Raw genomic sequence first — 17,420 nt, 5'->3', positions numbered from 1 at the left:
TCCGGCGAATGCAGCCTCAGGGCGTGAACTCGACGCGATAGAAGGCGCGGGTGAAGCCTGACGGATCCGTGAACGACGCGGTGCCCTGGCCAGCTCCGGTCACGGTGCCGACCGATTGCCAGGGGCCGTTCTCCAGGCTCAGGCTGCGCTTCACCGTGAATACGATTCCGGCGGCGCTGGGCCACGCCAAGGTGTGGCCGGTGAGCGTGGCGCGGAAGGCGCTCGACCCGCTGGAGGGATTCAGGCCGAGGCGGAGTTCGGCGAGGTTCGGGGTGCCGTCCTGGTCGGCATCGCCAGCAGGAGTTTGGGCGAGATTGCCAAAGCTGGCTTGCTCCCAAGTGTCGGGCAGGCCGTCTTCATCGCTGTCATCGATCACCAGGGCGACCTGACCCGCGGTGGAGGTCGAGAGGTGCCCGCTGGTCCCTGTTAGAATGAGGTGGCCGGTGCGGGTGCCCGTGTAAGTGAAGAGCGTGTAGCGCCCGAAACCCGTGCCCGGAGCGAGCCCGACTTGCAAAGTGCCGCCGAGTCCCAGATCTCCAGCGACGGCGATGATGTCCGACGAGGATCCTGCGCGCAAACGCAGGACGGCATCACTGCCGAAGGAGGCCGATCCGCCGATGCTGAGGGTGCCCGGTGTTCCGGAGGAAAAGCCGCGGCCTGTCAGGGTGCCGGTGCAGTTCAGATCGGAGTCGAGCGTTCCATGGCCACCGAGCGAACCCGCAACGGAGGTCGATTCAGGTCCGAAGGTTCCACCTGCAAGCGATAGCGTGGCACCGGTGGCGACCGTGCTGCTGCCGGTGGAGAGCAGGCTTCCGCTGACGGCGAGGGTGCCGCCATCGACGGTAACGGTGCCGGTGAAATTGGAACTGCCGCCCACGGTCCAAGTGCCGGTGCCGGCCTTGATGAGATTGAGGCCGCCGAGATCGCCTGCGGTGGCGATGTTGCCGGCGAAGGTGGTGGAGGAATTCAACTCGCCGACGATGTAGGTCGTGGAAGTCGCGCCGCTGCCGCTCTGGCGGCCATTGAGGTGGGTGTTCGCGCCACCGGAGAGAGCCCCGAGATGGATGGCGATGTCGCCATTGCGGTTGGTCAGGGTGGCATTGCCGCTACCGAGATCGAAATGCGTGGCGGCGCTGCCGAAGTTCACATCATTGGCGGCGGACGAGTTCGAGTTCAGCCGCAGCATGCCCGAACTGTTGCCAAAGGCGACCGTGCCGCTGAAGCCGCTCATGCTGCCATTGATGCTGAGAATGCCGTTGAGGCCGGAGAGATTCAGAGTGGCATCGCCAGTGCTTGTGAGGGCGGAAGCCGTGGAGTTGATGATGGTCGAATTGCCGCTGTAGGGCGAAACGATCGAGCTGGTGCCGGTGAGGACCATCGGGTTCGACAGGAAGGTCGCGGCATTGGGAAGCTGGAGGGTGCCGCCGTTCATGGAGATGGGCCCCGAGCCTAACAAGCCTGTGGTGGTGGTGAGCGCGATGGTGCCGGAGTTGATGACGGTGCCGCCGGAGAAGGTGTTGGTGGCGGAGTTGCCGATGTTGAGCGTGCCGTTCCCGTTCTTGATCAATCGCGGGGCTCCACCGATCAGGCCGCTGCCGGAAATGGTAAAAGTGGTGGCCGAGTTATTGACCGTGATGCGGGCGGGTTGGACGGGGCCGGAGAGGCTGACATTGCCGGTCGTGGGGCCGTCGGTGAAGTTGACGAGATCGAGATTCGAGAAGGTATCGGGCGAGGCACCGCTCCAATTGCCCGCGGTGGTGGCAAGATCCCAGATGCCACCGTTCGCTCCGGTCCAAGTGAGATTCCCGGCGGTGCCGGTGACCAGCAGGTTCACGTAGCCCGGAGTGGTTCCGGAAGCGGGACGATTGAGGGTGAAGGTTTGGCGCGTGGTCCCCGCAGGGGCGGGAACGAGCGGCACCATGGTGAGGCCGCTCACCGATTGGGTCGCATTGCCATCGATCAGTGGGTAAGTCCCGGCACCGAGGGATCCCTCGGCGAAGTTGAGCTGGAAATTGACCGTGCCGCTGAGGTTCGTGGCCTTTCCGGTGGGAACGGTGATCTTGTCGTTCGGTCCCGCGGGATTACTGGAAAGGTCGTAGATCAGGGTGCCGCCCGCGACGGTAAGGCCGCCATTGGCAGGGAGGCTGCGGTAGAGGGTGGCGGCGTTGCCCGGATTGATTTTCCCGCCGCTATTCACGGTCACCAGGCCGCCGAAGCTGCCGGTGCCGGTGAGAGTCGCGCCGGATTCCACGACGACGGGTGAGGTGGCGATGCTGCCATTCACGGTGAGGGTGCCTGCGCTGACCATGGTGGCTCCGCTGTGGGAAAGGGTGCCCGAGAGGGTGAGGGTGCCGGTCCCCAGCTTGGTGACGATGGAGCTCCCTTGGATCGATCCGGCATAGGAGCTATCGAGATTCAGGCCGCCGATCTGCCATGTCGGGGCACCGGCGGAGGCTGGTCCGATCGATGCCGCAGCGCTGTTGCCGGAGAGGCTTCCGAGGGGAATCGTATTGCCGCCCGAGTTGGTCTGCGGTTGGAGGCCGACCGCTCCTTCAAGTGATACGCGGGCATTGGCGAGACCGTCGAAGGCACCGCCATTGATGAAGAGACGCACATTGCCGGAGTTGATGAATTTCAGGTTGCCGCTGAAGACGCTGGTGCTGCCCTTGATGTCCACGCGGCTGACCGTCGTCTGGATGTTAAAGGTCAGATCGCCCTCGCCGCTGAGCGCGCCGGACCAATTGAAGCGATTGCCGGTGTTGACTTGGGCGGCCTGGCCGACAGGGACCGAGAGCGGTGATCCGATGGAGAAGGTATTGCCCGCGGGGAAAGCGTTGGTCAGGGCGGTGCCGTCGAGCAGGCTCAAGGAGCCGCCGCTGTGGAAGGCTCCCTCGGCAAACTCCAGCGTCCCTTCCTCGATCGAACCCGCCGCCGCAAAGGAGGTGGGTGTGGAAAGCGTGAGCTTGCCTGAGCCGCGCTTCACCAGCGGGCCGGTGCTGTTGATCGGACCGCTGCCACTGATGCTGTAGTTCTTCGTGGCATCGACGGTCATCGATCCTGCGGTGATCGCTTCGGTGACATTCACCATCGGGGTCGCCGAGCCGCGGTCATCGAGGATCGCGTGATCTCCCGCGCCGAATACGGTGGCGCTGCCATTGCGCGACCAGACGGGGCTGGATGTATTCCATGGATTCGCCGTCCCATCGCCTTGCCACACCAGATCCCGCGGAACGCCGGTGGAGGAGACGAGCAGATTGAAAGTCTGCGTCCACTGGCTGCCATCGCCATCGGCCACGGTGAAATCGAAGCGCGCCCGGCCTGCCGCATTCTGCGTGGGGGTGAAAGTGGCGGTGCTTCCCGCGATCACCACGCTGCCGCCGCTGACATTGGAACTGGTGAAGACCGGGCTGTTAGAAAAGCCGCTGGTGTAGCGGGCCAGATTAATGGCGATCGACGAGGGCTGTGCCGCGGTATTCTTCGCCATGCTTGCATGCGGCGTCGCGAGGAAGTGCAGATACTCCTCCAGGCGCGTGAAGCCGGCGGCGGTATTCGCCGGGAAGTAGGTAGGGCCGACAACGAATCCGCCGCTGCTGCCCAGTGCCGTGTTGTGGTCCTGCACGGCGGCGTTCCAGCCGAGCGCGGTTTCATAAACGTCCGGCATGCCGTCCTTGTCGCTATCGATCGGCGCGGGCGCGGAGTTGAGCGTGCCGAAGCCGCTGGCACTCGCGGCGAGGTCGCTTTCCCGGGTGATGTGGTTGGCGGTGCGGGTGACGAGATTGTTGACCAGAATGGTGTCCACTTCATCGCGCAGCGAGGCGGGAGACGCCTCAAGCCGGAGTGCGCCGGCGGAGGAGACGATCTTCTTGTAGGCGAGCAAGGGCCCATCCGTGCTCACCGGGCGCGAGCCGGTATTCGCGATCGGATTGGCAGAGGTCGTGTAGCTTCCCGAAGCGATGCCATAGCCTTCATCGGTGCCGTCCAGAATGGCGTTGCCGTTCTTGTCGATGCGGTTGTCCGCGACGTGGATGGTGAAGTTCGGATTGCCGTTGCGGTCGAGATTCGCCTTCTCCAAGGCCCGGGAGCGGAGGTTCGAGGCGGGACAGATGAAGTAGTTTCCGATCACGTTCGCCTTCCACGAGGCCGGGGTTTCCGAGTCCCCCATGATGAAGCCGATGTCCCAGTCGAAGGTGACGTTGTTTACCCACTCCAACAGGCCGGCAGGGCGCGCCTTGGGATTGCGGGTGTGATTGTGCGACCACAGCGTGTGATGCGCCGTAGCGTGATTCTGGTCCCAGAGTCCGCCACAGGAATGCGACTCCAGGCCCCAGCCGTTCAGCGACCACTGCATGGTCAAGTTCTCCGGCGGGGTGCTGAAGCTGGAGAAATTCTCATCCGTGCTGAACTGCATCGAGATGTGGTCCAGGACCGCGTCCGTGCAGGCGCTGTCCAGATTCATGCAATCGCCGCCGGAGCCGTTCTTGCCATGGCGGAATCGGAGGTGGCGGATCACCGCATCACTCGCGGAAATGCGGAAGGTGCCATTGCGCAGTCCGATCCCATCGCCCGGTGCGGTTTGCCCGGCGATGGTGACGTTCGGCTTGGTCATCCGCAGGCCGCTGGAAGGGATCGGGATGTAGCCCGACACCGCGAAGACAATCGTGCGTCCGGCTACGGGCGCTGTTTCGATGCCATAGCGCAAGGAGCCCGTGCCGATGTTGCCGAGGTTCGTGACGTGATAGACGTCGCCGCCGCGCCCGCCATTGGCATAAGCACCATAGCCCTCGGCACCCGGAAAGGCGGGGATCTGCGCCGCCGCGCAACCGATGAAGCAGGGGAAGAGGAGGTACCTCATGGGTCGGTGCGGAAGGGAGCCGCGGGCAGACCGGCGGCGTTGTAGAGATTCGCACCGGCAGGATTGTCCGCCCAGGCATAGCGGACATAGGCGGGGCGGGGGACTGCCGGGTTCGATACGACGACCGTATCGCCATCGATCTCGGCGGTGGCCCACACGAACTTCCGGTCGTCTCCGGCGATCGCAAATTGTTTCAAGGTCCCGCCTTGGGCGACCAAGCCGCCGGAACTCTGGAAATGCAGCCGCAGCCTTCCATCCTCGATCTCCGCCGATTTGTAGATCGGTCCTGAGGCAACCACATCCTTTCCATAGGTGTCGTGCAGCGCCAGCAGGGCGAGGCGCTTGCCGACATCCTGCTTGTTGCGGGGGTGCACGTCCTTCTCATCGCCGATGTCAATGGTCACGGCCATGCCGGTGTTCGGCAGGGCCAGCGCGCTCGCCTGAGCTTCCCGCATGCTGGCCAGGCTGCTGTCGCCTGGGTCGGGCTTCGCTTCCTTGTGCGATGCAAGCTGGACCAAATAGAACGGAAAGTCGCCGCGTCCCCAGCGGGCCCGCCAATCGTCGATCAGGGCCGACTGCAGGGCGGCGTAGGTCTGGCGCGTGCTAACATTCGATTCGCCCTGATACCAGATCACCCCACGGATGCCGTAGGGGAGGACCGGCGCGATCATGCCATTGAAGAGCACGGCGGGATTGTGCTGGTCCTGCACCGGATCAGGGTGCTTCGGTGCCTTGCCTTTCTTGCCGCCGTCGAGCCACTTTGCCATCGATGTGCCGTAGTTCTCGAAGGTCTTCGGATCGTCGCGGTAGGCGATGAACTTCTTGCCGAAGGCATCCCGCATTGGCTTGAAGGAATCGCCAGCCGCCAGCTTATCCTTGCCAATCCATGCCTCTGCCGTGCTCGCTCCGTAGGCGCAGGTGACGAGTCCGACCGGCACACCGAGTTGCTGCTGAAGCTCGCGCCCGAAGAAATAGGCGGCTGCGGAGAAGTCCCCGGCGGTCTCTGGCGAGCAGACATTCCACTGGCCCTCCACCTCGCGCTGCGGGTCTTCACGCATCGTCCACTCCGCGGTGAACATGCGGATTTGCGGGTGCTTGGCCGCGGCCACTTCACCCTGCCAATCCCTGGTGCCGGAGAAGGCGCGCTTGGGCGTGGAAGCGACCGTGAAGTCCATGTTGGATTGGCCCGAGCAGAGCCAGACCTCGCCGACCATCACGTCGCTGAAGCTTCGCGTAACCTCACCCGCCACTTTCAATTCATAAGGCCCGCCTGCGGGGAGGGAAGGCAGATCGAGGCGAAAATAGCCCTCGGCATCGGCTTGGCCGCTCACCGATTGCCCGGCGATCTCGGCGCGGACGGAGGCCAAGGGCTTGGCCCTGCCCCAAAGCGGATTCGCCATGTCGCGTTGTAGCACCATGTGGTCCGAAAAAATCCGCGGCAGCCAGAGGTCGGCAGGCAGCAACAGCTTGCCGAGATCCGTCGTCCGCAGCGCGTCTGCCAAGGTCCGCGCATTGAATTCGGCCCCGGCCGCACAGGTGTGGGTGTGATCCGTTCCGGCGAAGAACAGCGCGGTTTTCTCGATGCCCGTGACCTCGTAGCGGTCGGCCAGGATCGCGTTGAAATCCACGAATACCGCACCACCCTGCTGCGCCGCTTCCTTCGCCCAGCCGCCGTAGCTGTCACCGGCGCGCCCGATCTTGCCGTCCTTCCAGATGTTGCGCGGGATCAAGGAAACCACCACGGGCGTGGCACCCTTCGATTTCGTATCGGTGATGTATTTCCTTAAATACCATCCGTAGCTGTGCACCGTCTCGGCCTGCCCGTCGGTCTTGCGAACGATCTCCTCTGCTTCTTCACCGTTTCCTTTGATCGAGGCGCGGCAGCGGTCGTCGTTGAGCGGCCCGCCGTCGTTGTGGCCGAACTGCATCAGCACGAAGTCGCCCGCCTTGAGATTCGCCATCACCGCATCCCAGCGGCCTTCGGTCAGGAAGCTCCGGCTGCTGCGCCCGCCGATCGCCCGGTTGATCACTTCGATCCTAGCCGGATCGAATTCCGCCACCAGCGGATCGCCCCAGCCCTCCTGTCCGGCGGTTTGATTGCGGACCGTGGAATCGCCGATGATGAAGAGCGTGGGTTTCGCCCCCGCCCACGCCATCAGGCAACAGGCGAGAGGGACGAGAAAAAGGCTGCGCATGGAGCCACTATGACCCGCTTGCTGCCGCCTGTCGCGTAACCAGAATGGGGTAAGTATTCCGTCTGGATCTCCGCCGGCAAACGACAATCACTTCGCAGCGAGTTCCTTTTTGAAGAAGTCCACGGTCCGCTGCCATGCGAGCTTCGCCGCGGCTTCATCATACCGCGGCGTGGTGTCGTTGTGGAAGCCGTGGTTGACGCCCGGATAGATGTGGGCCTCGTACTTGATCCCGGCTTTCTTCAGGGCTTCCTCGTATGCCGGCCAGCCTGCGTTCACCCGTTGATCGAGTTCCGCATACTGAAGCAGCAGCGCCGCCTTGATCTTGGGGACGTCGGCCGCGTCCGGTTGGCCACCGTAGAAGGGCACCGCAGCCCGAATGATCTCCGGAAGCCGCACCGCCAGAGTATTCGCCATCCCTCCGCCGAAGCAGAAGCCGACGACCCCGACCCGGCCGTTGCAAAGCTCGTTCCCCTTCAGCCATTTGGCAGCGGCGATGAAGTCTTCTTCCATCTCCTCCTTCTTGCGCTTGGCTTGCAGCGCGCGGCCCTCGTCGTCGTTTCCGGGATACCCGCCGAGTGGTGTCAGCGCGTCAGGCGCAAAGGCCACGAAGCCTTCCACGGCGAGGCGTCGGGTAACGTCCTCGATGTAGGGATTCAGGCCACGGTTCTCGTGAATCACGATCACGCCGGGCAGCTTGCCCTCCGCCTTCCTGGGGCGGGCCAGGTAGCCCTTGATCTTCCCGCCGCCGGTCGGTGAATCGTAGGTCTCATAGGAAACCGTGATCCGCTCGTCTTCCTTCGGGACCTGTTCGGCGAAGGCATACTTCGGGCTCAGCGCGGCGAGAAGTCCGGCCACCGTGACCCCGCCCACGGCGAATCGCGACGCCCGATCGAGAAAGCCGCGCCGCCCGACCTGGCCGTGCACATATTCGTCGTAGAGATCGAGCAGCTCCTGAGGAAATTCTTGGGCGGTTTTTCGGTCCATCTGGATGAAACGGGCCGCACCGCGGGAAGTTGCACGCTTTCCGGTCATGCAGCGGATTCCCGGCTCACCTCGCGGATCGTGACCTGCACGGCTGAACTTACCTGACCTGGTTAGGGGATCAAGCCCGGGTGCTCATTTTAAGGGGCTCAAGCGCACCGGCCCGAGCAATCCCGAAGGAAGCGGAGCCCAGCCGGAGGCATCGAAGGGCTTGTAGTCGATGTTCACGAAATTGATCTCGTGGAAGGCCTTCCAAGGCACCTTGCGGCGGTCGAGGTCGGCGATGCGGTTGGCGGCCAGGTTCGTGACTTCCACTTCCAGGACGTTGGGCCCGGCCTTGAGCTCAACGGAGATCGGCTGGGAGATCCAGCAGGTCCCGGCATCCTTGCCATTGAGGCGGATTCTCGCGGTATCGCAGATCCGGCCGAGGTCGAGCAGGGCGGGGGACTTGCCCTGCCAATCGAACTCCAAGCGGTAGAGCGCAGTCCCGGAAAAGTTCTGGTAGCTCGAGCCATCGCGTTTGGTCCACGAGTCCAGGGATGTCGTCTCGAAGGAAGGCGGCAACCCGGGGCCTCCTTCGAGAAAGCTGACCTTCCAAGTGCCGGTGAGAACCACGGCCGCCCCGGTTTCCAGCTCCTTCCAAGGCGAGCCTTCCGCGGTCTTCTCGCGGTAGGTCCGAAGAATTCGGGATTCACCCGCGGCAAGTACCAGCCGGACACCGCCATCCGTCGCCACCACTCCGCTGCTTCCCCGCATCGGATCGAAGAGGACCGCTGACTTCATCGGAGTCGCGAAGCTTACCTTCCGGTCGAAATCCTCGTTCGAGCGGTTCACGATGAAATAGCTCCAGCCATCTTCGTAGCGACGCCGCACAAATCGCAGATCCTCCGCGGCCATCGGCTCGCCGCGCACGCCGAGTTCACCGACAGGCCGGTCATCCGGCATGATCCGCGCGTTCTTGAAAAGTTCGGCGAGTTCCGCGCGACCGGCAGCGGCATTCGGATATCCAGGCGTCTCGGTTGGCAAGGATCCACGGAAGACAATCCGCGCTCCTTGCGCCGCCAGATCGAGCAGGCGCTTCGCGGTTTCGATAGGCAGGTAGCGAAGCTCCGGCACGACCAGCATTTTATAAAATCCGCCGCCGAATTGGATCCGCTGGTCGACCGCCCGGGCATCCCCCAAGATCCGGTCGGAAACGAAGTCGCAAGGAACGCCCTGCTTCCACAACGCCGTCGCCTCCTTGTAAAACGACGAGCGGTGCAACCACTTCTCCTGATCATGCACCGTGAAAAGCGGCAGACCCTTGCTGCCGTCTTGCCAGAGGTCATGCATCGGAAAATACACCAGCACCTCGCTATCCTGCTTCCCGGATTGCAGCGCCGTCTGGCAGCGCGCGATGTAGCGGTTGAACGCCGGGAGATCCTTCCACAGCCCGCCGTTCTGTCCCATGTGGGTGGAGGCATAGAAGAGCCAACCCGGCCAAGCCGCGTCCTCGGGCGAGTAGGGGATACCGTGGAAGAGGATGTGATTCACCCCGCCCAACCACACGAAATCCGCAGCTTCCTTGAGCTTCGCCGGGGTCACTTGGAAATGCTCGTCGAGCCAAGTGAAAGTCTCCGCCGAGACCAGCGGCTTGCCCGTCACATGCGCGGCAGAGGACGCGAACTGGAGCATCGGGATCTGCCCTTCGTCCACATGTCGGAAGATCTCCGTCTCCGGGATGTCCGCCACCGCATAGTGGTCTAACAGATTGCCGGGCGACCCGTGTGCCTGGTTCCGCGTCAGGCTGCCGCGCGCCTTCGCCCAATCGTGCCAGCGGGCCAGATACTCGCGGTGGAGATCGCTCATTGCCTCGCGATAGTCCGACCGCACCCGCGCCACCGTATCGGCATCGCCCTCGCCTTGGAAGGCCGGCAACTGAGCCCGCAGGTCGTAGCCCCGGAGCTTCTGGAAGCGGGCGAAGAGGTCGTCGGTCCACGCCGCGCCGTAGTATTCGAAGGAATCGTGGAAGTGCGCGCGCGGCTCGGGAACATCCGTCCTGTCCAGCGCGGCATCGAAGGGTTTCAGGTAGGCGTCCAGGGCCCGCGTCGAGTAGGGATCAAGCACGCGGCCCGCGCCGCCCGGGGCTGATCGTTTCACCTTCTGGATCGCGTGCCGGGACACCAGCCCATGGATGCGCCAATTCCCCGCGGGCGGCGTCCATTCCAAGCCTGCGCCTTTTACCAAGGGCATGAGATCCAACGGTTCGCCCTGCTCCGGCCATGCCGAGAGAACCTCCACCTTGCCCTTCGGCAATGACAGCGCGACCGGCTTGGCCCCCTCGGCCTTCGCCATCACGCTTTCCATTCCCGCCGATGCCTCCTCTTCCTTCACCCATGGCCCACCGAAAGGCCAGCCGGTCCCGGTGGTGAGGTCCACGCCCATATCGAGCCGGGCCGCTTCCTTCGCGGTGTGGGCATAGGCGCTGGTCCATGCTTCCGAGAGGAAGGGCAGATCGCGCGACTCGTAACCGTTGGCACCGTAGATCGGACAGATCTCCACGCCGCCGAGCCCCGCTTGCGAGAAGGCTTCGAGTTGCTTCGTGAGATTCGCGGCATCCACGCCACTGCCGAGCCACCACCAGCGCGTCCATGGCTTGGCTTCCCGGGTGATGGGCGGCCAGGCGGTGTCATCGGCCGCCGACGGCAGAGCGAGGCCTAACAGGGCTATCAAGATGAGCTTCATGAACGATTGCGGGGGCATGGGGAAGGGGAGATATGCCATCAGGTGCCCGTGGTCTGCTTCGGGGCAACGCGTTCCAGCCGCAGGTAATCGTAGAGCAGCCCCTGGTGCCACACCTGGCCTGTTAGGCGCAGCTCCAGCACATTCCCCTGCGTCTTCAAGGCCGCGGCGGGAATCGGGAAATCCAGCTCGGTGAGCAGGCCGCGGTGACCGTCGCGGTGCATCACGCCATTTTCCGGCAGCCGCCCGCTGTCGCCGATGGGTCGCCCGTTGATCGTCACGAAAAGCCGGTCGTTCTCGCGATGCCCGCAGAGCGCGATTCGCAAGCGGTGGTCCGCCGCTTCCTTCAGGTCGAAGCGCAGCTTCCACACCGAGTCACCGGTCACCCCGCCCTTGTCATCGAGCATCAAAGGTTGGCAGAGATTCCAGTCCTTTTTCCAGTCGCTCTTGCCGATGGTGAAGTCCACCCCCTTCGGAAAGTCCTTCTTGAAATCGAGATAGTGACCCCAGGTCCAGTAGCGATCGCCATTGCGGAATTCACGCGCGCTGCGGTCCGGAACCCCGATCTCCCAAGCCACCGGCCCGGCCCGCTCGACCTGCCATGGCAGGGTTCCCAAAGCCAGCTCCTTGCCGGGCGCCACGATCACCTCCTCGCGGTTGAACTCACCCAAGACGCCATCGGCATAGGCCCGCAGGACGTAGGTGCCGGGGCGAACCGAGCCGATCCTGAAGCTGCCATCCGCACCCGCCTTCGCCCAGTACTGGTAGTTCTTCCCATCACGCTGCCAGCCCACCTTCTCGCCCCGCCGCCGCGATCCGGAATCGTAATCCGGAACGGTAAGCCCGACCCACATTGCACCCGCCTTATCCTTCCCGAGCGGATCCTTCACCTCGATCCTTCCCGTAACCGGCATGCGCGCCTTCGCCGCATAGAGCGGGCTCTCGACCCAGGCATAGGGCCAGCTCTTGATCTCCGCCGCTGCGGTCCGCATCGCATCTTTCCACATCGCCAGCGCCTCGCTGCCTTGATTCGTGTGGAGAAGGAAAGGGCCGACCACCATCGACCACGCCTCGCCCTTCTTCACGTCCAAATAAGTCCCGCCATAGTGGCTGCCGTGCCACATGTTCAGCAGCACCGGCCGACCGCCGGGATTCACGTCGAGGTGGCCGGTTAATTCCGGCTTGGCCGGCCCGCCCGCGATGTATTCCAGCGAAGGATTCACCATCCATAGCCCGACCTTCTTCGACGACGATGACCAGCCGTAGGCCGGCGATTCCGAGAACAAAGCGGAGTAGCCATACTTGTGCTCCACCTCGCCCTTGTGGATCCCCGTGTTCAAGAGCCGCGCCTCCTTGAGATTCATCTCGGTCCCTTCGTCCCAATCCCGCCCGGTCGGCATCTTGCGCGAGCGCTCGGGATCCACCGTCAGGAAATCGAAGACCTGCGGGTCCGGCTTCACGACGTAGCGGGCCTCCCCGATCGAGAATCCCGGCAGCTCCGCCGGGTGCTCGTAGATGCCATAGACGTAGAGTCCTTCCCCCGTGTCGGTCAGAGCATAGCGAAAGGAAACATTGACCGGCCAAGTTCCCGGCGACCCATCGTAGCGGCAATTGATCGCGACCTCACCGGTCGCTCCACCCGCCAAGGTGATCTTCGCCTCCGTGCTTTTCGGGAAGCCCTGCATGCGACCCTTTTCCGAGCCCCCGCTGAAGGACCAGTAGCCGGTGCCGCCGCGGATCAGCTCCAGCTCGCCGCGCTTCAGGGAAACCAGCGTCGCCTTCGCCTTGTCGATCCGGGCGGAGACTTCGCCATTTTCCAGCAGGAAGCTCCGCCCCTCGTCGCGCACCCGGACCTCGGCCTCCGCCGGGGACCGGCACAAAGCGACGGCAACGGCCAATATCGCGATCTTAAACGAAAGTTTCAATAGTCCGGAGAAAACGGGTGCTGCCGACCAAACTATCCCGCCGGCCCATTCCCGCCAACTCCCCGATGGGGTTAGTCTCGAAGCAGAAACAAAGCACCGGCCGGAACCAACACCCAATCACCCAATCTCCAATCGCCCAATCTCCCTTCTTTAGCCACCCCCGTCATGTTCAATTGCCCGCATCGGGTCTTGCACGGCCCGCCCGCACCGCCAAGCATCCGCCCTCCATGCCTCACGATCCGGATCAGCACGCCTCGCTGGGGGCGATGTACCAGGACTACTTCCTCGACTACGCGTCCTATGTCATCATGGAGCGCGCGGTGCCGCACATCAATGACGGCCTGAAGCCCGTCCAACGCCGCATCCTCCACTCCCTCAAGGAGTTGGACGACGGCCGCTACAACAAGGTGGCGAACGTCGTCGGCAATACGATGAAGTATCACCCCCACGGCGACCAGTCGATCGGGGACGCCATGGTCCAGCTCGGCCAACGCGAGCTGATGATCGATTGCCAGGGAAACTGGGGCAATACCTTGACCGGCGACGGTGCCGCCGCCTCCCGCTACATCGAGGCCCGCCTGACCAAGTTCGCGCTCGAGATCACTTTCAACCCGAAGACGACCGAGTGGACGCCTTCCTACGACGGCCGCAACAAGGAGCCGGTCACCTTGCCGGTGAAGTTTCCGCTGCTGCTCGCCCAAGGGGTCGAGGGCATCGCCGTGGGCCTCGCCTGCAAGATGCTGCCGCACAATTTCATCGAGCTGATCGATGCCTCGATCGCGGCGCTGCGGAAAGAACCTTTCGAGCTGGTGCCCGATTTCCCGACCGGCGGGATTATGGACGCCAGCGATTACCGCGATGGCCTGCGCGGTGGCCGGGTCCGCGTCCGGGCCCGGATCTCCTCGGAAAAGAAGGGTATCCTGCGGATCGTCGAGATCCCCTTCGGCACGACCACCGGCGCGCTGATGGATTCGATCGTCGCCGCCGCCGAGAAGGGCAAGATCAAGATCGCCAAGATCGAGGACAACACCGCGGCGCACGCCGATATCCTGGTCCACCTGACCCCCGGCGTGGACCCGGACAACATGCGCGACGCGCTTTACGCCTTCACCGATTGCGAACTCAGCCTCTCGCCGAATGCCTGCGTCATCGCCGACGACAAGCCGCAGTTCCTCGGCATCAGCGAGATCCTCAGGCGCAATGCCGAGCAGACCAAGGAACTCCTCCGCATGGAGCTGGAGATCCGCTTGGCCGAACTCCACGAGAAGTGGCACTTCAGCTCGCTGGAGAAGATCTTCATCGAGAAGCGCATCTACCGCGATATCGAAGAACAGACGACCTGGGAAGGCGTCCTCAAGGCCATCGACGACGGCCTGAAGCCCTACAAGAAGCTCCTCAAGCGCGAGGTCACTCAGGACGACATCGTCCGCCTCACCGAAATCAAGATCAAGCGCATCTCGAAGTTCGACTCCTTCAAGGCCGACGAGGAGATCAACTCCTTGGAAAAGGACATCGACGAGACCGAGAAGAACCTCAAGCAGCTCACCCGTTACGCCATCCGCTGGTTCGAGGAGCTGAAGAAAAAATACGGCAAGGGCCGCGAGCGGAAGACCGAGATCTCCTCCTTCGACCGCGTTGACCGCAGCCAGGTCATCCTCGCCACCGAGACTCTCTACCTCGACGACAAGAATGGCTTCGCCGGCTACGGCCTGAAGAAAGAGACCCCCCTTGAGAAATGCTCGACGCTCGATGATGTCATCATCTTCGGCCAGGACGGCAAGATGCGGATTCTGAAGGTGGCGGAGAAATTCTTCGTCGGCCCGCGTCCGCTTCGTGTCGCCATTGTCCGCAAGGAGGAAGACCTCATCTACTCGATGATCTACCGCGACGGCAAGGAAGGCGCGATCCTCGCCAAGCGCTTCCGCGTCGGCGGCGTCACCCGCGACAAGGAATACGAACTGACCAAGGGCACCTCCGGCAGCCGCATCTACTACTTCGCCGTCCACAAGACCGAGGCGGAGAGCTCGGACCAATTGCTGATCGTCCACATCAAGCCCGCCCTCCGCCTGCGGAATGTCAGCCGCCCCTTCAACTTCGGCGAGGTGCCCGTCAAAGGCCGCAGCAGCGGCGGCAACATCGTCTCCAAGCTCCCCATCGACCGCATCGTCCGCGCCCCGAAGGATTTCGATCTCGGAGCCGGCGCCTGATAAACACTCTTTCCCACTACCATTTTACTGCCATGAGCGAAGCCACCCTCGAAACGCATTCCTTCCAGGCCGAGATCAAGCAACTGCTCGATCTGGTCGTCCACTCCCTCTACACCGACCGCGAGATCTTCCTGCGCGAATTGGTCTCGAACGCCTCGGACTCCATGGAGAAGCTGCGGCACCTCCAGGGCACCGAGAAAGACATCCACGATGCCGCCTTGCCGCTGGAAATCCACATCACCACCGATTCGGAAGCCAAGACCCTGACCCTCGCCGATCACGGCATCGGCATGACCCGCGGCGAGCTGGTGGAAAATCTCGGCACCATCGCGCACTCCGGCACCAAGGCTTTCCTTACCGCGATGAAGGAAAGCGGCACTACCCCCGCCGACATGATCGGGCAGTTCGGGGTCGGCTTCTACTCCGCCTTCATGGTCGCCAGCGAGGTCCAGGTCTTCACCCGCAGTTGGCGTGAAAATGGCGAGGACCTCCTGTGGACCAGCGATGGCGCGACCGGCTACTCGATCGAGGAAGCCCCCGGCCAGCAGCGCGGCGTGAAGGTCGTCCTCAAGCTGAAGGATGAACACGCGGAGTTCTCCGAAGAGGCCCGCGTGAAGCACCTGATCGAGCGCTACAGCAACTTCGTCGGCTTCCCGATCCTCCTCAATGGCGAGCGCGTCAACAAGGTCGAAGCCCTGTGGCTGAAGAACAAAGCCGACGTCACCGAGGAAGAATACAAGGAGTTCTACCAGTTCACCGCCCACGCCTACGACGATCCGGCCTACCGCCTCCACTTCGCCGCCGACGCACCGCTCGCCATCAACGCCCTGGTCTTCGTGCCGAACGAAAACATGGAGCGCTTCGGCATGAACAAGATGGAGCCAGCCGTGGCCCTCTACTGCAAGAAGGTCCTCATCGACCCCTCGCCCAAGGGCCTGCTCCCGGAGTGGATGCGCTTCCTCAAGGGCGTGATCGACAGCGCCGACCTTCCCCTCAACATCTCCCGCGAGACCATGCAGGACAGCGCTCTGGTGCGGAAGCTCGGCAGCGTCATCAGCAAGCGTGTGCTGAAAATGTTCGAAAAGGAAGCCGAAGCCGACCCGGACAAGTTCCAAGTCTTCTACAAGAAGTTCGACCGCTTTATCAAGGAAGGCGTCGCCACCGATTACGCGAACCGCGATGCCCTCGCCAAGCTCCTGCGCTTCGAGTCCTCCATGACCGAGGACGCCAAGCTTGCCAGCCTCGCCGACTACATGACCCGCGCCAAGGACGGGCAGGACAAGATCTACTACCTCGTCGGCCCGAGCAAATCGCAGCTTGAAAACAGCCCCTACGTCGAAGCCTTCAAGGCCCGCGGCATCGAGGTGATCTACTTCACCGATCCGGTAGACGAATACGTCGTCGAATCCCTCGGCGACTACGAAGGCAAGAAGCTGACCTCGATCAGCCACGCCGGCGTCGAACTCGAAGACAAGGAGGAAGAAGGCGATGCCCTCAGCCCCGAAGCCACCGAGAAGCTCTGCGCCTTCCTCAAGGAAGAACTCGGCGACAAAGTCACCGCCGTCGCCGCCGGCAAGCGCCTCGTCGATAGCCCCGTGATCGCCCTCGTCCCCGCCGATGGCATGACCGCCCAGATGCGGCGCATGATGAAGGCCATGGACGAGAACTACAGAGACGAGGTGAAGGTCGAACTCGAGATCAACCCGCGCCACCCCCTCGTCAAGAAGCTCGCCGAGACCCAGGACAAGAACCCCGAACTCGCCAGGATGGTCGCCAGCCAGATGCTCGATAACGCCCTCATCGCCGCCGGCCTCCTCGACGATGCCCGCGATCTTGTGAAGCGCATGACGACCCTGATGGAGAAGGCGATGGGGTGAGCGAGGGGATTCCGGCCTACCGGTCTCACGCGGATTTCACGCCATCCGGTACCTCGCCTCGCAAAAAAGCCGCGCGCTGCTTGCTGTCACCAAGATCCATCTGGAACTCAATCCAACGATGGTCCTTCAAGATTGCCATCGACCAGTCGCCTTCCACGGAGTCGCTGAATTGCCAGAGGATATGGTAACCGTCCTCGTTGCTGAATCCTTCGTTGTCCGCCTGGATGATTGAAGGCGCATTCGACCAGAGCCGATCCTTGACGGTGCCGAAGATCTCCCATCCGTTCAGATGGTCGGTTCCACTCAGCAATTGGAAAGCATAGATGCACTTCACCCGAGGGAAGTAATCGAGCAACCACCGCGCGGCACTGGTAGGCTGGGCTTCGGAAATTTCTTCCGCAAACTCCTCCAATTCTTCGGATCCGAGAGAGTCTTCCTCGACGGGATTTCGCTCGATACTGGCGATCTCCCTGCCGTCGGAGTGGCTCAATACGAGCTGTTCCCACGCTCGTGAATCACCTGCTTCGACAGCCAGGGTAGCCAGAAGATTGCTGTCCTTGATGGCACCTTGGAGTGCCTCCAGCGGAATGCAATCGGCTGCGGTGCTAAGAACTCGAATGTAATGCCCCATGATTCAAAGACGGTGGTGAGGAACATCACCA

The 17,420-nt window shown here is 63.0% G+C and carries 8 protein-coding genes; 2 read left to right on the top strand and 6 right to left on the bottom strand.

Annotated features, from left to right (window positions below):
• Positions 1 to 16: 16 nt before the first annotated feature.
• The 5 genes from ABWK72_RS03020 to ABWK72_RS03000 form a co-directional block, all read right to left on the bottom strand.
• Positions 17 to 4,852: an autotransporter-associated beta strand repeat-containing protein gene (locus ABWK72_RS03020; protein WP_367873303.1), complete on the bottom strand. Its 4,836-nt coding sequence runs from the start codon at positions 4,850 to 4,852 to the stop codon at positions 17 to 19.
• A complete protein-coding gene (locus tag ABWK72_RS03015) occupies positions 4,849 to 7,047 on the bottom strand; it encodes a sialate O-acetylesterase (RefSeq protein ID WP_367873302.1) in 2,199 nt (732 codons plus the stop codon). Before ABWK72_RS03015 ends, ABWK72_RS03020 begins: the two co-directional genes overlap by 4 nt.
• Before the next feature lie 87 nt (positions 7,048 to 7,134).
• Positions 7,135 to 8,031: a dienelactone hydrolase family protein gene (locus tag ABWK72_RS03010; protein ID WP_367873301.1), complete on the bottom strand. Its 897-nt coding sequence runs from the start codon at positions 8,029 to 8,031 to the stop codon at positions 7,135 to 7,137.
• A 132-nt stretch (positions 8,032 to 8,163) separates the two neighbouring features.
• Positions 8,164 to 10,752, bottom strand: coding sequence for a glycosyl hydrolase (locus ABWK72_RS03005; RefSeq protein ID WP_367873300.1), 2,589 nt, complete (start codon positions 10,750 to 10,752; stop codon positions 8,164 to 8,166).
• Between the two features lie 38 nt (positions 10,753 to 10,790).
• Positions 10,791 to 12,647 carry a polysaccharide lyase family protein gene (locus ABWK72_RS03000; RefSeq protein WP_367873299.1) on the bottom strand — a complete coding sequence of 619 codons (1,857 nt, stop codon included), beginning with the start codon at positions 12,645 to 12,647 and terminating at the stop codon, positions 10,791 to 10,793.
• 254 nt (positions 12,648 to 12,901) lie between these two features.
• On the opposite strand from ABWK72_RS03000, the gene ABWK72_RS02995 reads away from it, so the two are divergent.
• A complete protein-coding gene (locus ABWK72_RS02995) occupies positions 12,902 to 14,881 on the top strand; it encodes a DNA gyrase/topoisomerase IV subunit A (RefSeq protein WP_367873298.1) in 1,980 nt (659 codons plus the stop codon).
• 32 nt (positions 14,882 to 14,913) lie between these two features.
• Positions 14,914 to 16,758: a molecular chaperone HtpG gene (gene htpG / locus ABWK72_RS02990; RefSeq protein ID WP_367873297.1), complete on the top strand. Its 1,845-nt coding sequence runs from the start codon at positions 14,914 to 14,916 to the stop codon at positions 16,756 to 16,758.
• A gap of 25 nt (positions 16,759 to 16,783) precedes the next feature.
• On the opposite strand, the gene ABWK72_RS02985 is transcribed toward htpG, so the two are convergent.
• On the bottom strand, positions 16,784 to 17,389 hold the full coding sequence (locus ABWK72_RS02985; RefSeq protein ID WP_367873296.1) for a hypothetical protein: 606 nt from the start codon (positions 17,387 to 17,389) through the stop codon (positions 16,784 to 16,786).
• Between the last annotated feature and the right edge of the window lie 31 nt (positions 17,390 to 17,420).

This window comes from Luteolibacter sp. Populi (assembly GCF_040801775.1).
In the GTDB taxonomy this organism is placed as follows: Bacteria; Verrucomicrobiota; Verrucomicrobiia; order Verrucomicrobiales; family Akkermansiaceae; genus Haloferula.
This window is presented reverse-complemented; position numbering and strand designations above follow the sequence as displayed.